This window comes from Mesorhizobium sp. WSM4814, from assembly GCF_055811595.1.
Window position 1 is genome coordinate 277,864 of the sequence record NZ_JBVVQT010000003.1, and the last position, 16,229, is coordinate 294,092.

At 60.2% G+C, this 16,229-nt stretch carries 11 protein-coding genes; 7 read left to right on the plus strand and 4 right to left on the minus strand.

Annotation, left to right across the window (positions count from 1 at the left end; genetic code table 11):
* Positions 1-14 precede the first annotated feature (14 nt).
* The gene (locus tag AC0L2V_RS07675; protein WP_473519803.1) at positions 15-2,294 is read left to right on the plus strand and encodes an FG-GAP repeat domain-containing protein; all 2,280 of its coding nucleotides are present in this window, start codon (positions 15-17) and stop codon (positions 2,292-2,294) included.
* A 208-nt stretch (positions 2,295-2,502) separates the two neighbouring features.
* On the opposite strand, the gene AC0L2V_RS07680 is transcribed toward AC0L2V_RS07675, so the two are convergent.
* Positions 2,503-3,843, minus strand: coding sequence for a nucleotide sugar dehydrogenase (locus AC0L2V_RS07680; protein ID WP_473519804.1), 1,341 nt, complete (start codon positions 3,841-3,843; stop codon positions 2,503-2,505).
* Between the two features lie 325 nt (positions 3,844-4,168).
* Between AC0L2V_RS07680 and AC0L2V_RS07685 the strand changes: the two genes are divergently transcribed.
* Complete coding sequence (locus AC0L2V_RS07685; RefSeq protein WP_027153593.1) at positions 4,169-5,131, plus strand: NAD-dependent epimerase/dehydratase family protein; 963 nt, start codon at positions 4,169-4,171, stop codon at positions 5,129-5,131.
* 23 nt (positions 5,132-5,154) lie between these two features.
* Entirely contained in the window at positions 5,155-6,435 is a 1,281-nt protein-coding gene (locus AC0L2V_RS07690; protein ID WP_473519805.1) for a glycosyltransferase family 4 protein, read from the plus strand.
* Between the two features lie 565 nt (positions 6,436-7,000).
* Here AC0L2V_RS07690 and AC0L2V_RS07695 read toward each other — a convergent pair.
* Together AC0L2V_RS07695 and rfbF are read right to left on the minus strand one after the other, a co-directional pair.
* On the minus strand, positions 7,001-8,044 hold the full coding sequence (locus tag AC0L2V_RS07695; RefSeq protein ID WP_473519890.1) for an NAD-dependent epimerase/dehydratase family protein: 1,044 nt from the start codon (positions 8,042-8,044) through the stop codon (positions 7,001-7,003).
* Positions 7,980-8,819 (minus strand): glucose-1-phosphate cytidylyltransferase, encoded by an 840-nt coding sequence (rfbF, locus tag AC0L2V_RS07700; RefSeq protein ID WP_036262410.1) that lies wholly within the window; start codon positions 8,817-8,819, stop codon positions 7,980-7,982. Before rfbF ends, AC0L2V_RS07695 begins: the two co-directional genes overlap by 65 nt.
* A gap of 89 nt (positions 8,820-8,908) precedes the next feature.
* Here rfbF and AC0L2V_RS07705 point away from each other — a divergent pair, with 89 nt between their 5' ends.
* The 4 genes from AC0L2V_RS07705 to AC0L2V_RS07720 all read left to right on the plus strand — a co-directional run bounded on the left by AC0L2V_RS07705 (position 8,909) and on the right by AC0L2V_RS07720 (position 14,021).
* Positions 8,909-9,733, plus strand: coding sequence for a PIG-L deacetylase family protein (locus AC0L2V_RS07705; protein ID WP_473509553.1), 825 nt, complete (start codon positions 8,909-8,911; stop codon positions 9,731-9,733).
* 607 nt (positions 9,734-10,340) lie between these two features.
* Entirely contained in the window at positions 10,341-10,877 is a 537-nt protein-coding gene (locus tag AC0L2V_RS07710; protein WP_473516140.1) for an FG-GAP repeat domain-containing protein, read from the plus strand.
* Positions 10,878-10,934: 57 nt separating this feature from the next.
* Complete coding sequence (locus AC0L2V_RS07715) at positions 10,935-11,783, plus strand: FkbM family methyltransferase (protein WP_473519806.1); 849 nt, start codon at positions 10,935-10,937, stop codon at positions 11,781-11,783.
* 153 nt (positions 11,784-11,936) lie between these two features.
* On the plus strand, positions 11,937-14,021 hold the full coding sequence (locus AC0L2V_RS07720; RefSeq protein ID WP_473519807.1) for an oxidoreductase: 2,085 nt from the start codon (positions 11,937-11,939) through the stop codon (positions 14,019-14,021).
* 555 nt (positions 14,022-14,576) lie between these two features.
* Here the strand turns inward: AC0L2V_RS07720 and AC0L2V_RS07725 are convergent.
* Complete coding sequence (locus tag AC0L2V_RS07725; protein WP_473519808.1) at positions 14,577-15,833, minus strand: glycosyltransferase family 4 protein; 1,257 nt, start codon at positions 15,831-15,833, stop codon at positions 14,577-14,579.
* Positions 15,834-16,229 lie beyond the last annotated feature (396 nt).

The following is a 16,229-nucleotide window of genomic DNA, read 5'->3' on the forward strand; positions in this document are numbered from 1 at the left end:
AATCAACATTTAGCATGTTCGGCCGCCTGATCGCGGTCCTGATGATCGGCTACACCCTCGCAAGTTGCGAGGCCGCTCAGGGACAGGGACCTCCCGAAGAAATTCTACAGTCGGGTCTTGTTTTTGAACGCAAAGAGATTGCCCCCTATTCAGGAGACGTAAAGCTTGTTGGCGATATAGACGGCGACAGTCGACTGGATTTCGTTCTTGGCGGCTTCCCCGAGGATGCGATGTCTTGGTGGCGGTGGCCCGATCTGGTTCACACCGTAATCGCGAGGCCCCGCGTCGAGTTCACCACCGACGGAGTGCTTGCCGACATCGATGGGGACGGTGATCGCGACATCGTCACGGCCGATGGGCCCGATGCTGTCAATCTCGTCTGGTTCGAGAACCCGCGGCCGAATGGTAACCCGACCCACGGTCCCAGCTGGAAGCGTCGGGAAATCGGTGCAGTCGGCAGCTGGGGCAAAGACATCAAGGCCGCTGATTTCGACGGGGACGACCTCGTTGATATCGTCGTTCGAGCGCCTGGCGAAGTGATGATTTTCTTCCAGGAAAGCCCCAGCTCCTGGGCCCGCGTGGGCTTGTTCTTCAACCTTGGCGAAGAGGGAATGGCAATCGGCGATATTGACGGCGATGCTGATGTCGATCTCGTCCTGCACGGAGTATGGGCGTCGAATCCAGGCGCAGCGGCAGCACGCGATGCAGCACTATGGCGCAGCTACGAGCTTGGTCCGTTCAATCCTGCATTCAAGGCGCTCGTCACCGACCTTGACCAGGACGGCCGCGCCGACATTCTGACTTCAAGTTCCGAGCACACTGACGACGTTGCCTGGTTCCAGCCCCTCGCCGGACCGAAGGGCCGCTGGATCCGCCATGTCATTCAGCCTTCTGTTGCGGGCGCCCATACGCTGCAGGCCGCCGACATGGACGGAGACGGGGACAACGATGTCGTTGTCGGGCAGATGCATACGACCGAGGAGCGCAAGCTCGCGATCCATTACAATGTCGACGGGCGAGGAACGCGCTGGGCCCGTCAAGTGATCGACGATGTGGGTCTCCACAACGGCGTCGTCGCCGATGTCGACAGGGACGGTGATTTTGACATCTATGGGGCGAACTGGGTGGGCAACCCGCCTGTCAGAGTGTGGATCAATCGGCTGGATCCGCCTGCATCGGTCCGCCTCGACCGCTGGACCTATCATCGCATCACGAACGGGCACGTCCGCTCCTTTGGGATCGCTTTTTCCGCCATCGATGGTGATGATCTCACTGACATCATCTCGGGTCCGTTCTGGTACCGTCAACCGTCCGAAGCCTGGAACACAGAATGGGAACGGACCCCGCTTGCCGAGGGTGTGGACGCGGTCGCAGCCCTGGATCTCGATGGTGACGGGCGCGGGGAGGTCATAGCACAGCGCGGCGGAGGCAGGGCGCTGCACCTGGTGTGGCTCCACGCCGAGGACATTGAAGCGCACCGCTTTGAAGAGCACGAGATCGGAGAGGTTCCCGCCGCCAGTCATGAGCTCGGCTCTCAGGGCCATGTGCTGGCCCAGGCCGTAGAAGGTGGGAAGCCGGAGCTGGCGGTCTCGAGTGGCGGTGGGGTTTTCTATTTTAAGATTCCTGACGATCCAACAGTCGAGCCATGGCCGCGCACCCGCATCTGCGCCGAGGCGTCTGATGAAGGGATCGCATTCGCCGATATCGATAGGGACGGTCTACTTGACCTTGTCGCGACGACCGGCGATGCAAAGACGGCCGCATGGTGGCGCAATCCGGGTGACGGCTCGCCAGACTGGGAGCTTCGGCATGTTGGAAAAGTTCCTGAAATGGTCTATCCCGACCGCGTCGCGGCCGCCGATCTTGATGGCGATGGACGTGCGGACATCGTCGTGACCGAGGAAAATGGCAAAGCCGACAGCGCTAAGGCGTATTGGTGGCACAACCCCGGCGACAGCTCCTCCGACTGGAAGCAACACGAAATCACCTCGCGCGGTTCCCTTAATAGCCTTTCAGTGTCCGATATGACTGGCGACGGCAGGCCGGATCTTATCATGGGCGAGCATCGCGGCGCACTTCGTCTCTCGAGCTGGCATAATCTGGGTGGGGGACGGTTCATCGAGCAGCTGGTCGGCGAAGGGATGGAAAGCCATCTGGGAGCAAGGACGGTCGACCTCGACGGTGACGGGGATCTCGACATTGTGTCGATCGCATGGGACGCATTCGAAGCGATCCATGTCTGGCGGAATGACGCGGTCGGCAAGGATGCTGATGGCGACCAAAAGGCCCGCTGACGAGGAGGGGTGAGCACCTGCCGGCGCCGCATGAACCGTAGCGAACTCGGCCGGCTCCACCTGTTTGCACGGCTGCGCAGGCGCTCATGCCTCGACGCTCAAGTCCGGGAAAGTGCGATGCGCTGAATGAATTCAACCGCTCGACGTGCTAAACCATTCGACGTTGTCGCTTAGCAGGTTCACCAAGCCAGTGCGCAAGTCGGGCCGCTCATGCCTTTACGACGTTGTCGGTGCGTGACTGACTACGCGCACAAGCATTTCGGGTATCGAGCACCAGCTTTGCGTGCTTGGTGATGTTCTGCCAATCGATCGCATCGTGATCTGTCGAGATGACAACGGCATCATACGATGCCAAACTGCTAGCGCAGATATCCACAGAGGGGCGACCTGCCAGGTTGGCGTACTCTCTTGTTCCGGGTATCTCCGGTACGTAGGGGTCGTGGTAATCAACGACTGCCCCGCGTCGCTCCATGATGTCGATCAGCTTCAACGATGGGCTTTCTCGTGTGTCACCCACGTTTTTCTTGTAGGACATCCCGATCACCAAAATCCGCGAACCGCTCAGGCCGCGGCTCGCTCGCCGGTCCAAGGCCTCCACGAGGCGGTCCACCACATAATGCGGCATGTTCGTGTTGATTTCACCGGCAAGCTCAATGAAGCGTGTTGTTACTTCGTACTCTCTTGCCTTCCAGGTCAGGTAGAATGGGTCGATCGGGATGCAGTGCCCGCCGAGGCCGGGGCCTGGATAAAACGCCATATATCCGAACGGCTTGGTCTTGGCGGCTTCGATCACCTCCCAGACGTCGATGCCCATCCTGTCAAAAATCACCTTTAGCTCATTGACCAACGCAATGTTCACAGAGCGGAATATGTTCTCGGTCAGCTTCACAGCCTCTGCCGTTGCGGTGGAGGCCACGGGAACGGTTTGCACAATGATCTGATCATACAGCTCCTTGGCAACTTGTAGGGACGATGGGTCGTCGGCGCCTATCACCTTTGCAACTTTGGCGGTGGTGTGTACGTCGTTGCCTGGGTCCACCCGTTCGGGCGAATAGGCGAGAAAAAAGTCCTTTCCTAGAGAAAGATTCGTCGCCTCGAGCAGCGGCTGCACGATCTCTCGCGTCGTTCCTGGCCAGGTCGTCGACTCCAGAACGACAAGTTGACCAGGACGCAGCCGCTCCGCGATCGCACGTGCGCTGTTTTCGACGAACGAGAGGTTCGGCTCCCGGTTTTTGGTAAGCGGCGTTGGCACCGCTATCAAGATCGCGTCGGGTTCGCCTAGATCGGCGAAATCGCTGGTGGCGCGAAACCGCTTGCTGTCGACAGCCACTTTGATGGCAGCACCAGGCAAATGATCTATGCCTGTTTCTCCGCGGTTAAGAAGTGCAACCCGAGACGCGTCAATGTCGAACCCGATGACTTTGAACCCCGCGTCCAGCGAGATCATGGCGAGCGGCAGACCAACGTAGCCGAGGCCCATGATGCCAATGGTGTAGTCCCGCGTTCGGATGCGGTTAACCAGTTCCTGAAGGTCTGGAGCAGTCTGCATGAGATGCTGGCAACTTTCGCTTCAATGTCGACAATAAAGGATCGCCTCAATTACCGCGGGGAAGCAGTTCACAGCAATCAGCAAAATGTATGCGCTTAGCCAACCCCAGAGCTGAAAACAGCACGGATTGCACCATTGGGAGAACAGCCGAAATGCTTACCCAAAACCACGTTGTCAAATAAACCTGGCGCTGCCACATTTAACTTTCAAGCGACGTCCGAAAGGATCTGGGAGCCACCTTCGCTCGCGAGATCGAAGATGTCGCGTTTGGCGAAGGGACGCACCCTGCGTCAGTCGATTAAACTGTTCGGTTGAGGTGGGGAATATGACGCAATCGATCCTGGTAACTGGTGGAGCGGGCAATATCGGCAGCGCCCTCACTCGCGCGTTGGTCAAGCTACCTCAGACCCAGGTGGTCGTCGCTGACAACCTGTCGACCGGAAGTCGAGACAAGGTACAAATAGACGCGGGCAATCTGACCGTAGTCAAGGCGGATGCGAACGATTTCGACGACATCTCATCGTTGTTCTACCGCTTCCATTTCACCCACGTCTTCCACTTCGCAGCCGTGGTCGGTGTGCAGCGGACTTTGGCAAATCCGTTGCTCGTGCTGCGCGACATCACCGGTATCGAGAACGTGCTGAGGCTATGCAAGAACACCGGCGCCGAGCGTGTCTATTTCGCTTCGTCATCGGAGGTATATGGCGAGCCTTTCGAGATTCCTCAAAACGAGAGCACCACGCCGCTTAACTCTCGTCTGCCGTATGCAGTGGTGAAGAATCTTGGAGAGGTCTATCTGCGCACTTTTCAGCGTGAGTTTGGACTGCCATTTACCATTTTTCGCTTCTTCAACACCTACGGACCACGTCAGAGCGAGGATTTCGTTCTGCCGCGATTTGTGCGTGCCGCCCAGCGCGGCGAGCCCCTGACGATTTACGGGGACGGTTCGCAGACCCGCACCTTCTGCTATGTCGACGACACGGTTGACGCTTGCATCGCGGTTCATCGAACGCGCGCGCACGAGAACGAAGTGATCAACGTGGGCAGCGACGTGGAAATGAGCATTCGACAGCTGGCCGAGTTTGTCATCGAAGTGCTGGGCTCGTCATCGAAGTTGGAATTCCGACCGCCCCTTGCGGAGGGCGACATGACGCGCCGCTGTCCTGACACGAACAAGATGAAAGCTATATTGAACCGTCCCCTGGTGCCGCTCGAAGAGGGCATTCGCCGCCTCGCCGACCACCTCTCCCGACCGGAAGACCGCCCTGCACTTAGAAGAGTCGCCTGAACGAGCTGACGGTGGGGAGTGACATGAAGCTCGTATACGTCGGTCAGCCGTACGATAGACTTTTTCCGCCTGTTCAAAACTCAATCGGTCTGATCGTCTACAATACGGCGCTGCGGCTCGGCGAGGGCCTGCAGATTACGCTCTATGGCAAGCATTATCGAGACGACACGGTGCCCGCGGACCTGCCGTTCGCGGTGCGGCGGGCTGCGGCGCGGCGTGACCGCGCGCTGCAGCGGATCATCCGCCAGTTTCCGCGCCTGGCGCGCTGGCTGCGGCTGGATCGGAAGGCAGATGACCACTCGCAATATCGTAACAAGGTTCGTCGCTACCTCGCCGTCGATCGACCAGATATCGTCCATTTGATGAATTACTGGGCATGGTGCCGGGAACTGAAGGCAGCCAGCTCATCCCATCGGCTCGTGCTTGAGATGCAGTGTGAGTGGCTGTCACAGCGTGACCGCGATCAGGTGGCCCGTCAGCTCAAGGTGGTGGATGCGGTGGTCGCCGTCAGCGACCACATCGCAAGCACCTTTCGTTCTGCATTCCCGGACTATCCTGGCGTCGTTGCCACCGTCGGCAATGGCGTGGACGTTTCTTACTTTCGGCCGAGCGAGCAGCGGGCTTCCGCATCCACCAGAACCCGACGTGCCATCTTGTTCGTTGGGCGGGTATCGCCAGAGAAGGGGCTTCACACACTGATCGAGGCCTTCAGTGAGGTTGCGGCCAGGTTTGCGGACGTCGACCTTCGGATCGCAGGGCCGCAATCGCCGCTTTCGGTAGACTTCCTGACCAGCCTCTCGTCGGATCCGCGGGTTACCGCATTGAACCGTTTCTACGATTACTGGGGCAATTGCAAATATCGGGAACACTTAGAGGAACTCATCGAGCGCCACGGGTTACGTGATCGAATTCACTTCGTGGGCAACGTGCCCCACAAGGACCTCGTAGCGACGTACCATGAGGCCGACATTGTGGTGAATCCGTCACTCAGCGAGAGCTTCGGAATATCGGTCGTGGAGGGCATGGCCTGCGGGATACCGGTAGTTGGAACGCGCGTGGGCGGGATGTGTGAATCCATTCTAGCTGGCAGCACCGGGATGCTGGTCGAAGTCGATGCTCCTGGCGAGCTCGCCCAGGCATTGATCACGATGCTGGAGGATGCGGTCCGGGCGAGCGAAATGGGAAGCGAAGGGCGCAAGCGTGCCGTCGAGCTGTATTCGTGGGAGGCGCGCGCCGAACGGCTCAAGTCAGTCTATCAGAAACTGCGCCCAGGCACGCCGGTCCATATTCCACAAAGATCGTGAGCCATTGAGCCTTAGCGGTGGGCGGCGCTCGCCAAGTGCCTCGCAGCATGTAGGCCGATGTGATGAGCATGCGGCGACCCTCAGTGTAGCGCTCAACCCGGTATCGGTTCGGCTTGAAATGGGCCAGTCGGGCCCGCCGTTCTCTTCCCTAACGGGCGTCAGGGGCACCCAGCCCAAAGGGCGGAGAGAGGCCGAGTGAACCTGTTCTACAATTCGCAACACATTGCTGGTGGCGAGGCGGTGGCCTCGGGATCGTAGCGCGACGCGGCGACCAGATTTTGCGCGACGCATCCAGAAAAGCCGGCGTATGGGCTGGTCGGAGTTCGAGACCCTGACGGCGCGCGGGTCGCGAAGAGCCGAGTGCGGGAAAGCCGCACGCCCGGATCTGTGAGGCGAAAGCCGAATGGCTGAGCTACTCGACCTTGAGGGAAAGCCTATCGGCTAGGGGCGTCGTGCCGAGCTTCAGGAAAGTGTCGATGTGACTTCCGCCGCAGGAGCGGCAAACCTGCTCGGTTACAGAGCCTGCACCAGCAATCATCATGGCCATGGCTCTGGCTGTGTTTGTTCAAACCGCTACCGCTAACTGCGACGTGCGGCGCAGATCGGTATCCAGTTCGCCATCTTGGATCAGCTTCTGCACATGGGCGATGCGCTTGAACCGCTCGCCCTCGAAATCCCCAAGTGCAAGGCCCGCCGCGCGAAATGTGTGATAGAGCTGTTCGATACCGCGCCGCGCTGTCCATTGCGGCTTAAACCCGTGCAGGCGGCGACCAATATAGGTGCAGTCGACGCGATAGCACCGTTTGTCTGGCCCGGCGTCGGGCGCGAACTTCACCCGGCTGTCGGGAACGATCGTTTGCACCAACTCCGCGATCTCCCGAATCTGATAGTTTTCCGTGGTCAAGCCGACATTGAATGCCTCGTTGTGGACCAGCTCTCGCTCGGCCTCGAGTACCGCGATATAGGCCAGCGCAATGTCTTCCACATGGACGATCGGACGCCATGGCGAACCGTCGCTCTTGAGATAGACCAGGCCGGTCGTGTAGGCCCAGGCGGTCAGGTTGTTGACCACCAGGTCGAAGCGGATGCGAGGCGACAGGCCGTAAGCAGTGGAAGCACGCAGGAATGTCGGGCTGAACGATCGATCCGCCATCGGCGCGACCGCTCGCTCCACATTTGCCTTTGAGGCGCCGTAAGGCGTAACCGGGTTGAAGGGAGCATCTTCAGTTAGAAAGCTGTCGCCGGCCGCGCCGTAATTGCTGCAAGAGGAGGCATACAGGAACCGCTGGACGCCGGCGGCCTTGGCGAGCTGCGCAAGCCTTACCGAAGCGCCGCAGTTGATTTCCTCGGTAAGCAGGGGTCGGTAGTCCCCCAACGGATCGTTTGACAGTCCGGCGAGATGGATGATCGCGTCGAAGCCGGCGACGTCGTCGATGTCGATGTCGCGGATGTCTTTCTCGATCGTCGGCACTTCGGCCAACGTCCCTACGAAAGTGCATGACCGGAAGATGTCGCTGTCTAGGCCGGTGACGTCATGGCCGCGTTCAAGCAGCATCGGAGTCAGGACGGAACCGATGTAGCCGAGGTGGCCTGTAACCAGAACTTTCATCGATCGATTCCCATGTTTTCCAGGGCGCTTGCCCGCTGTCCCACAATTTTTGAAGGAGATGCTTTTCACGGATGGTGTCCATGCATTGCCAGAAGGATTCGTGGCGATATGCCATCAGTTGGCCGTCAGTCGCGAGCCGCTGCATTGGCGCGTGTTCGAACATGACATCGTCGCCGTCGATATAGTCCTTTATGCCCGGCTCGAGCACGAAGAAGGCGCCATTGATCCACCCCTCCGAGGCCTGTGGCTTTTCCGTGAAGTCGACAACGCGATGGCCATCGAATTCGATGTGCCCGTAGCGTGCCGGCGGACGCACCGCCGTCATCGTTGCAAGCTTGCCATGCGATTTGTGGAAGGCGATCAGTCTATCAAGGTTGACGTCCGAAACGCCATCGCCCCAGGTGAGCATGAACGTCTCGTCGCCCATCCAGTCGATCAGGCGTTTTATGCGGCCGCCCGTCAGCGTATTCAGTCCCGTCTCCACAAGATCGACGGACCAGTCAGGCAGCGAGTTCGAGTGGCGCTTGACGCTTCCCGATGCGGCATTGACAGTCAAGCTGCCATCGAATGCGACATAGTCGCTGAACCAGCGTTTGATGTATTCGCCCTTGTATCCCAGCGCGACGGCGAATTCGCGGTGTCCATAGGCATAATAATGCATCATGATATGCCAAAGGATCGGCTTTGCTCCGATTTCGACCATTGGTTTCGGCCGGATCTCGGTTTCTTCCGCCAGCCGTGTTCCCAGTCCGCCAGCAAGAATTCCTACCTTCATTGTTTTCTCACCCCAATCGCCTACAGTGTTTTGCTACCATGCGCAGGTCGGGTTGAACCACACCGAAGAAGGGATGATCGGAACCATCGATGCATGACGTCAGGCATACGATTGGCGCTATGCTCGATAGAGCGATGTGTAACCAGTCTCATCCATTCGACGTAGCAGACTGGCAGGCATCGGCGGTCATCATCGCACCCCATCCCGATGATGAAACGCTGGGATGTGGAGGGGTCGCCAGCAAGAAGCTTAGCTCGGGCGCCGATGTCCAGTTTATTTTCGTCACCGACGGCTCGGCGTCGCATGCACATCGAGTTGAGGGCCAGGCCCTACGGATCATCCGTGAGGGCGAAGCGATCGAGGCGGTTTGCCGGTTGGGCGGATCTGCTGATCGGGTGAGATTTCTGCGAGTTCCCGACGGCATGGCTAAGCATCATGTCGGCAAGATCGCAGACGCGATCGCTGAGTTGCTTTTCGCTTGGCAACCACAGAGCGTGTTCGTCACCCATGCAAAAGAGCCGCCGGCGGACCATGTTGCCACCAATCTTGGCGCGCGAGGCGCGCTGCAACTGTATGGCCGGCGCGTGACCGTGTTCGAATATCCCGTCTGGTACTGGTATCAGTGGCCGTGGGTTCGTCTGCACGATCGAGTGCGTGGATTCAATCGCACCGCATTGCGGCAAACGGTCCGGACCCTTGCCGGCTTGCGCGGCGTTAAGATGTTCAACTCCCACGCTTTTATCGGCGACGTGATAGACGTAAAACGTCACGCGCTGGCAGCTCACCGGTCCCAGATGGAGCGGCCGGCGGGACTCGACGACTGGCCTATCCTGGCGGACGTAGGTGGGGGCGATTTGCTGAATCGGCTGCTGAGCGAGCACGAGATGTTCACGCGATACGAGCTTAATGCGTGAACGTAGGCGGCCTGAAGCGTCTCGGGAGGAAGTCGGCGGGTGGCCATGACCTGTTCGGGTTCGACCCAAAGCTGCGGTGCGGCTTCGATCCCTCTGCGACTTTACTTGCGGCCCGTTTTGGATGCGCCGCCGTTCCATCCAAAGACAGAGCCTCGGGTCCGTTCTGGTATCGCCGGCCGGCCGATCGCTGGCAAGGTGAATGGGAACAGATACGGCTCGGCGAGGGAGTGGATGCGATCGCGGCAATCGATGTTGACGACGGACGCGCGGAAGTGATCGCCAGCGCGGCGCAGGCGAGACGCTGAACCTGGCGTGGCTTCAGGCGCAGCAGGCGTCAGCGCGCGGCTTTGAGGAACGTGCAATCGGCGAGGCCGGCAGCCACGAGCTCGGGCTCAGGGCCATGCACTGGCGCAGATCGTCGAAGGCGGCCGGCCGAGCTTGCGGTCGCAAGCGGTGTCGGGGTCTTCTACTTTGCCATCCCCGACGACGCGGCGGCGGGGCCTTGGCCGCGAACCCGCATTTGCTCCGAGGCCTCCGACGAGGGAATCGCCTTTGCCGATATCGACGCGACGGCCTGCTCGACCTTGCGGCCCGCCAAGGAGATCGCATGGTGGGGCAATCCGGGGATGGCTCTGCCGACTGGCGGCGCCGCGACGTCGCCAATGTCCCCAACATGGTCTATCCGGACCGCGTGGCGGTCGCCGATCTGGACGGCGACGGACGAACCGACATCGTCGTGAGTGAAGAAAACGGGCAGACCGACCACGCAAAGGCCTATTGGTGGCGCAATCCCGGCGACCTCAAGCAAAACTGGGAGCAGCAGGAAATCACCTCGCGCGGCTCGCTCAACAGTCTTTCGGTGGCCGATATGAATGACGACGGCCGGCCGGACCTCGTCATGGCCGAGCACCGCGGCGCACTGCGCCTTTCGCTCTGGCGCAATTTGGGCGGCGGGCGGTTCATCGAGCAGTTGGTCGACGAGGGCGTCGAGAGCCATCTCGGCGCCCGAACGGCGACCTCGACGGCGACGGCGATCGTGAGATCGTTTCGATCGGGTGGGGATGCTCCCCACGCGATCCATGTCTTGCGCAACGATGCCACCGTTCCATCGGACCGGGAGGCCGGGCAGGTACCCCCAAGATGAGATATGGCCCGACAATCGGAGTAGCGATCAGCCGGAGGGAGTAGGAGTCGGCCACCGTTGTCGGGCTCGATCCCGGGCGCGCAATCTGTCACCTTCGCGGCGAGCGGCACGGGCTGGGCCCGTCCCGAGGCGTCGCAGAATGGGGAAGAGCGCGTGACATTGACGGCAAGGTTCCTCAGCGTGTTCGGCGACGCGCGCGTCATAGCCAAGGGTGAGGGCGCCGGCCTCAAGCTCGTGGCGAAGCGCGCCGACCCCAACTTTGTTCGCGGCACCTACGAGCCGCCCATCCAACAGGCGATCGCGGCAAACTTGGCGCCTGGGGACGCCTTTTTCGACATCGGCGCGAATATAGGTTTCTTCAGCCTCATCGCCGCGCGCCGCGTCGGGCCGCGCGGCCAAGTCTATGCGTTCGAACCTGTTCCCCGCAACGCCGCCGCTGTCGCAGAAAGTGCACGGCTCAGTGGGTTCGACACGATACGGGTGTTTGCCGAAGCCGCCGGCGCCACATCCGGCCGTGGCCAGCTTCTGCTCGCCCATCACATCGGCGGCGCCGCGCTTGCCTCGGCGGGAGCACCGCCGGACATGAGTGGCCGGCTGGAGGTCAGCATAGTCGCTATCGACGATGCCATCGCCCAGCGAGGCCTCAGGCCGCCCTCGCTGGTCAAGATCGACGTGGAAGGCGCCGAAATCGACGTCCTGGGCGGTATGACGGAGACGCTGCGGAGGCACCGTCCGAAGGTGATTTATGAGGTCGACGATGCAACGCGCGAGGGGCTCGACCGCAAGGCCCGAAAGATCGCGGAACTCCTGACTGCTTCCGGCTACGCATTGAAGCCGCTGCCAGCCTCCTATGGCAATGGGGAATGGCGGGTCGAACACGTCTTGGCGCAGCCGGTGGGCGCTTAAGAACTGGATTTGCGGCGTCATGGCAGGGATTCCACGCAGGGACAGCAAGCCTGATCAACGGGACAAGCGAGGCAGTGCGCGACTTCTGTCCGGGACTGCGACACGACATCGATGCCTTGAAGAATCTCGTACGACGACGTGAGGAGGATCTTGTTGTTGCACCGTCATGACTGGGTAGAAACTGCTGAAGAGGCTGGGTCCGGAGTTGCCCGGCCGGAGGTTCTTGTCGCAGACGATTTTCAGGATGAACGCGCCCGCGGTGCGGTAATTGGCACCTTGGCAGTCAAGGGAGGCGTCAGGCGAGGACGCGACATCGAACGCCAGATCGCGATCGATCACGGCGCACTTCGTTTCCAGCCGCTCGTCAGGCCAGGTTGGGGCCGGCAGGGGATCTCGTATGGTCCCTTTCAGCGAGAGGCTGGTCTGGTGCTATTGGTCTCGATCACCAACGGCCACAACACATCCCAGGGATCGCCATTGCCTGATGACCTCGCCAGGCGAGTCTACCGTTGGCTGCGAGGACCCGGCATTGATCCATGGCCCGGCCGTCTGGTTTCCCTGATACATGCGCCGCGAAAGAGGCTCACCCTTCGCCGTTTTTGGTGGTGGACGCTTAGCACCTCCAGAACCTACCGGGGACCGAACATCGACGAGAACCTGGCTGTCGGTTGGTTCCCCAGTGAGGCGCCGATTAATCCCGTGGAAGAGGGCTGCGGCTTTGTCGTTCATGCCGCCGAAGGCGAAAACGGCGAGCTGTGGGCTCGTGTAGGAAAGCAATGCCTGAGTGCGTTTCGGCGCCTAAAGAACGTTCATGTCTATTATGTCGTGGCGTTGCGAGAGCAGGGCGCTGTCTATTATGCGGCCGCCGACCAAAAAGCCCACGGTCTTGCCGCTTTTCCGATGATGCGTCCGATCGCGATCGATCCTTTCAACAAGGACGAAAAGCTGTTTGCGGGTGTTCATCAGTCGGCACTTGGCCAGATCGGGTTTCGGGTCGACACACGCGTCCAAGCGGTTCAAGTCGGGCGGATACCTGAATTTTCGACGCTGTTTGGCACCGCCCACGCTGCCGATGCACTCGTCGAAGGCTGGCCGGGGCAAATCGCTGCAATCGGGGGGCGGTGGCATTTTTCGCAGGACGCTGGCGATAACCTATCCGTCGTCGATCCTGGTCGCCCTTCAGGATTGATCCACGGACTGCTGGCAATTGGCGCCATCTCGGATGTGTGTGGTCTTGTCTGTCGGTTTCGGGACAACGACAATTTCTGGGTGCTGAAACTGTCGACGCTCGGATGGACCTTGGTGCGCAAGCAATCGGGCAAAGAGATTACGATCGCGACCGGTACGGAACACGCTTTGCGCAAGTGTTCTATCCATTCGGTCCAGATTCTTGACTGGAACGGTCAGCTGAGCTGCTTTCTTGACGGGGTTCGCCTCTTCGAATCGTCTGTCAATGCCGATTCAGTTGAAAACGCTACAGGAGTAGGTATATGGAAAAGCTTCGACAGCGAGCCGCGCTGGCATAATTTCGAGGCTCATCCTTGCGAAGTTCCCATCCCCTTGATGGCGCCTCTGGAGGCGCCTTGGAACCAACTCGGAACAAGCCTGTCCTACGCCGACGGCTTTGCCGGTATTGCCGGCGAACTGGATCGCCGCACGTCGGAGTTGGGCGACGGACAATGGGTCAGAACACTGGGCGCCGGGGTCATCGACGTCGACGGGCTGGGCAGCGCCCGTGTGCGCGCGAGCGTGGACAGACCGAACCCGGGTCGAACATTCTATTCGCTGCCATGGGATCTACCGGGATTCGCCGATCTCGAGGTCACCATCGAGCCTCCTGGGGAGCGCCGAGGACAAGATCAGCGCAGCCGGGCAGGACTGCTCTTCTGGCAAGACAGCGACAACTACGTTTGTGTCACGACCTGGCTCGACGATGTCCACCAGGGTGCTTCGATTTCGGTGTTCATCAAGCGGCTCGGCTTTGAGGAACTTTATGACGCGGTTTGGACCAATGTGGCGGACAAGGTCGTTTGGGGAAAACGCTTTTGCATGCGCGTTGCATTCGACGGAAATCGGTTTGCGATCCTGATCGACGAGGAACTGGTGATGCAGCGAAGCCTCACCGACATCTATCCCGACGATGCTGCCCTTCAAATTTTGCGGGTCGGGCTCGCCGTCAACTGGGAATGGGAAGATGACACGGGCTCGGTGTTCACGTCGTTCAAGGCCCGGCGCTGAGCGAAAGAAGGTTTTCGCTTTCCAAGCCGTGAACGGTGGGTGACGATTGCCTTGTCATACAGGTCCCGGGTCGACTGGGCTATTTTTTCCCAGGCATAGAGATCGGCGACGGGCGGCTCCCCGGCGTCCGACTTCATTGCTTGACTCAGGATCGGCGAAAAGGCGGACGTTGCGTTCGAAAGTGCGGCCGGATCATTTTTTTCGTTAATCCGATTCTCCATGCAACTGAGGAAGTGTTTGCAGAAGGCTGATGTGAGAACGCCGGTGTCGCCCGAAGCCAGACGAGGGGCACGGTTTGGCCCATCGCGGGCGCGGCATGTTCGTTTGACATGGATCCACCTTGGCGGAGACTTTCACGTTAACACCGCCGTAGCCGGCCAAAGCTGGTGCTTTCGTTCGCCTTCGAGGTTGCGCGGACGGGTCCGACCAAGATGTCAGGGTGTCGAAGCAGCCAACGTCAAGACCGCCAGGCGGCCGCCCTTTGACGCGACCGGCATGCCGCCCCCGATCGACGGCCTCCGGTTCGAGTCGTTCGATAGGCTCAGCGGACCTTGATCAGCGCAGAGCCATTGCGTCCACCTGCAGCATCAGCTCGAGGTAGATTTCAGCGATGGAGCGCCAGGAATAGCTGAGGGATTTTTTATGGCCTGCCTCGATCAGACGTTGGCGCAAATCCGGATATCGCTGGATGTCGAGTACCGCTCTGGCCCAATGTGCCAGATCATCCGGATCGGCATAGAGCACTGCGTCCTGGCAGACCTCGGGGAGGCAAGGCGATGTCGAGGCCACGACCGGGCATCCGATCCTCATGGCTTCGACGGCAGGCAACCCGAAACCCTCGATCCTGGACGGAAAAAGAAAGCACAATGCACCCGACAGAGCTTTCTTGAAATCATCATCACTGATCCGTCCGAGGAGCCGGAGATTGTCTGGCTTCGGCTGCGCAAACCGGGAAATCTGCGCTTCGTCGATTTCGCCCGCCATCCACAGGTCCAAGCCCAACGCGTCAAGCAGCGGAGCAAGCCGGACCAGCAATTCGGCGTTCTTGTATTTTTGATCGCGCCCCAGGCATAGCACATAGGGGCGGTCGGGCCGGATTTGCAGCTTCGATCGATCGGCATCCCATCGTTCCGCATGGTCGCTGCCGTTATATGTGACGGTGATCTTCTCCTGCGGTGCGATGCCGTATTTGATGAGATGCTGCCGCGAAAGCTGCGAGACGGTAGTTATATGTGCGGCCCGTCGGCCAAGCAGCGGAAGAATGAAACGGTGGGCCCATCGGAAGCCGCGCCCATAACTCTCCGGCATAAGCCTGGTATGCAGGTCGTGGATGCATGCGATTTGCCGTGTCAGCGCCACCGGCGCCAGATTGCAGAAGCTGAGCAACCCGCCCTCAACGTGGCGTGGCAGTTGCATCTGCACCCAGAATTGCGGAAGGCGCGGTTTGTTGAATTCGGGGACGACCCGAATGCCAATCGCCTGCAGCGGCAATTGCTCCCGACGCGGGACTGCCAGATCAAGTTCAAGTCCCTGCGCCAACGGATGGCCCTCGTCCAGGAGAGCGTCGAGCGCAAGCGTGACCTCGCGCGCATAGCGGGCAACGCCGTTTGGAGGCAGCGCGACGAAATCGCCATTTATGGTCCAGCGCCTGGTGCGGCCACCGCGGGCCCCCCCGTCCTCAGCGGGAACCGCCGGAAATGAGCTCTTGCCATACCTCTCGAATGGAAGCGGGTCGGCGCCGATTGTCCCGGCCGCCCTGGCGGCCACGGCGGCAGGTCTTCCGTAATTTCGCTGTCCCATAAAGTGCACCATGTCGCGCGATCCACATTCAACCTAGCATCCGGGAGACAGTGCGAACCTCTGCACCTTCGAAGTATGAGCTTATCCCTTGGCGTTAATCCGAGGTCCGCACTGCCTCGCGCTGCTGACGGAGCAGAGTCATGCCCGCGACATTGAAATGAGATTGGTCGTGCCACCTGTCCGGCCGCGTGAGGCGTTCACCCTGGGAAGATTCGGGCACCAATTGTGGAAGGCCGTGAACTGCGCGGCCGCTAAGCCCAAAGGAGAGGCCATGCGATCCGAAGATGGGGTTGCTACACCTATCGAGGCAGGCGGTAGCGCCGGATTAGCCCCGCAGCCCCCCTTTTTAACAGGCTGTCTGCCCCCATCCCAGGGCTTACCGTCGCAGCGAAATCGCCCTTGTCGCCT

Excerpts from the sequence above, each read along its gene's own strand:
- AC0L2V_RS07675 (WP_473519803.1), top strand. The coding sequence starts at position 15 with ATGTTCGGCCGCCTGATCGCGGTCCTGATGATCGGCTACACCCTCGCA.
- AC0L2V_RS07680 (WP_473519804.1), bottom strand. The coding sequence starts at position 3,843 with ATGCAGACTGCTCCAGACCTTCAGGAACTGGTTAACCGCATCCGAACG.
- AC0L2V_RS07685 (WP_027153593.1), top strand. The coding sequence starts at position 4,169 with ATGACGCAATCGATCCTGGTAACTGGTGGAGCGGGCAATATCGGCAGC.
- AC0L2V_RS07690 (WP_473519805.1), top strand. The coding sequence starts at position 5,155 with ATGAAGCTCGTATACGTCGGTCAGCCGTACGATAGACTTTTTCCGCCT.
- AC0L2V_RS07695 (WP_473519890.1), bottom strand. The coding sequence starts at position 8,044 with ATGAAAGTTCTGGTTACAGGCCACCTCGGCTACATCGGTTCCGTCCTG.
- rfbF (WP_036262410.1), bottom strand. The coding sequence starts at position 8,819 with ATGAAGGTAGGAATTCTTGCTGGCGGACTGGGAACACGGCTGGCGGAA.
- AC0L2V_RS07705 (WP_473509553.1), top strand. The coding sequence starts at position 8,909 with ATGCATGACGTCAGGCATACGATTGGCGCTATGCTCGATAGAGCGATG.
- AC0L2V_RS07710 (WP_473516140.1), top strand. The coding sequence starts at position 10,341 with ATGGTGGGGCAATCCGGGGATGGCTCTGCCGACTGGCGGCGCCGCGAC.
- AC0L2V_RS07725 (WP_473519808.1), bottom strand. The coding sequence starts at position 15,833 with ATGGTGCACTTTATGGGACAGCGAAATTACGGAAGACCTGCCGCCGTG.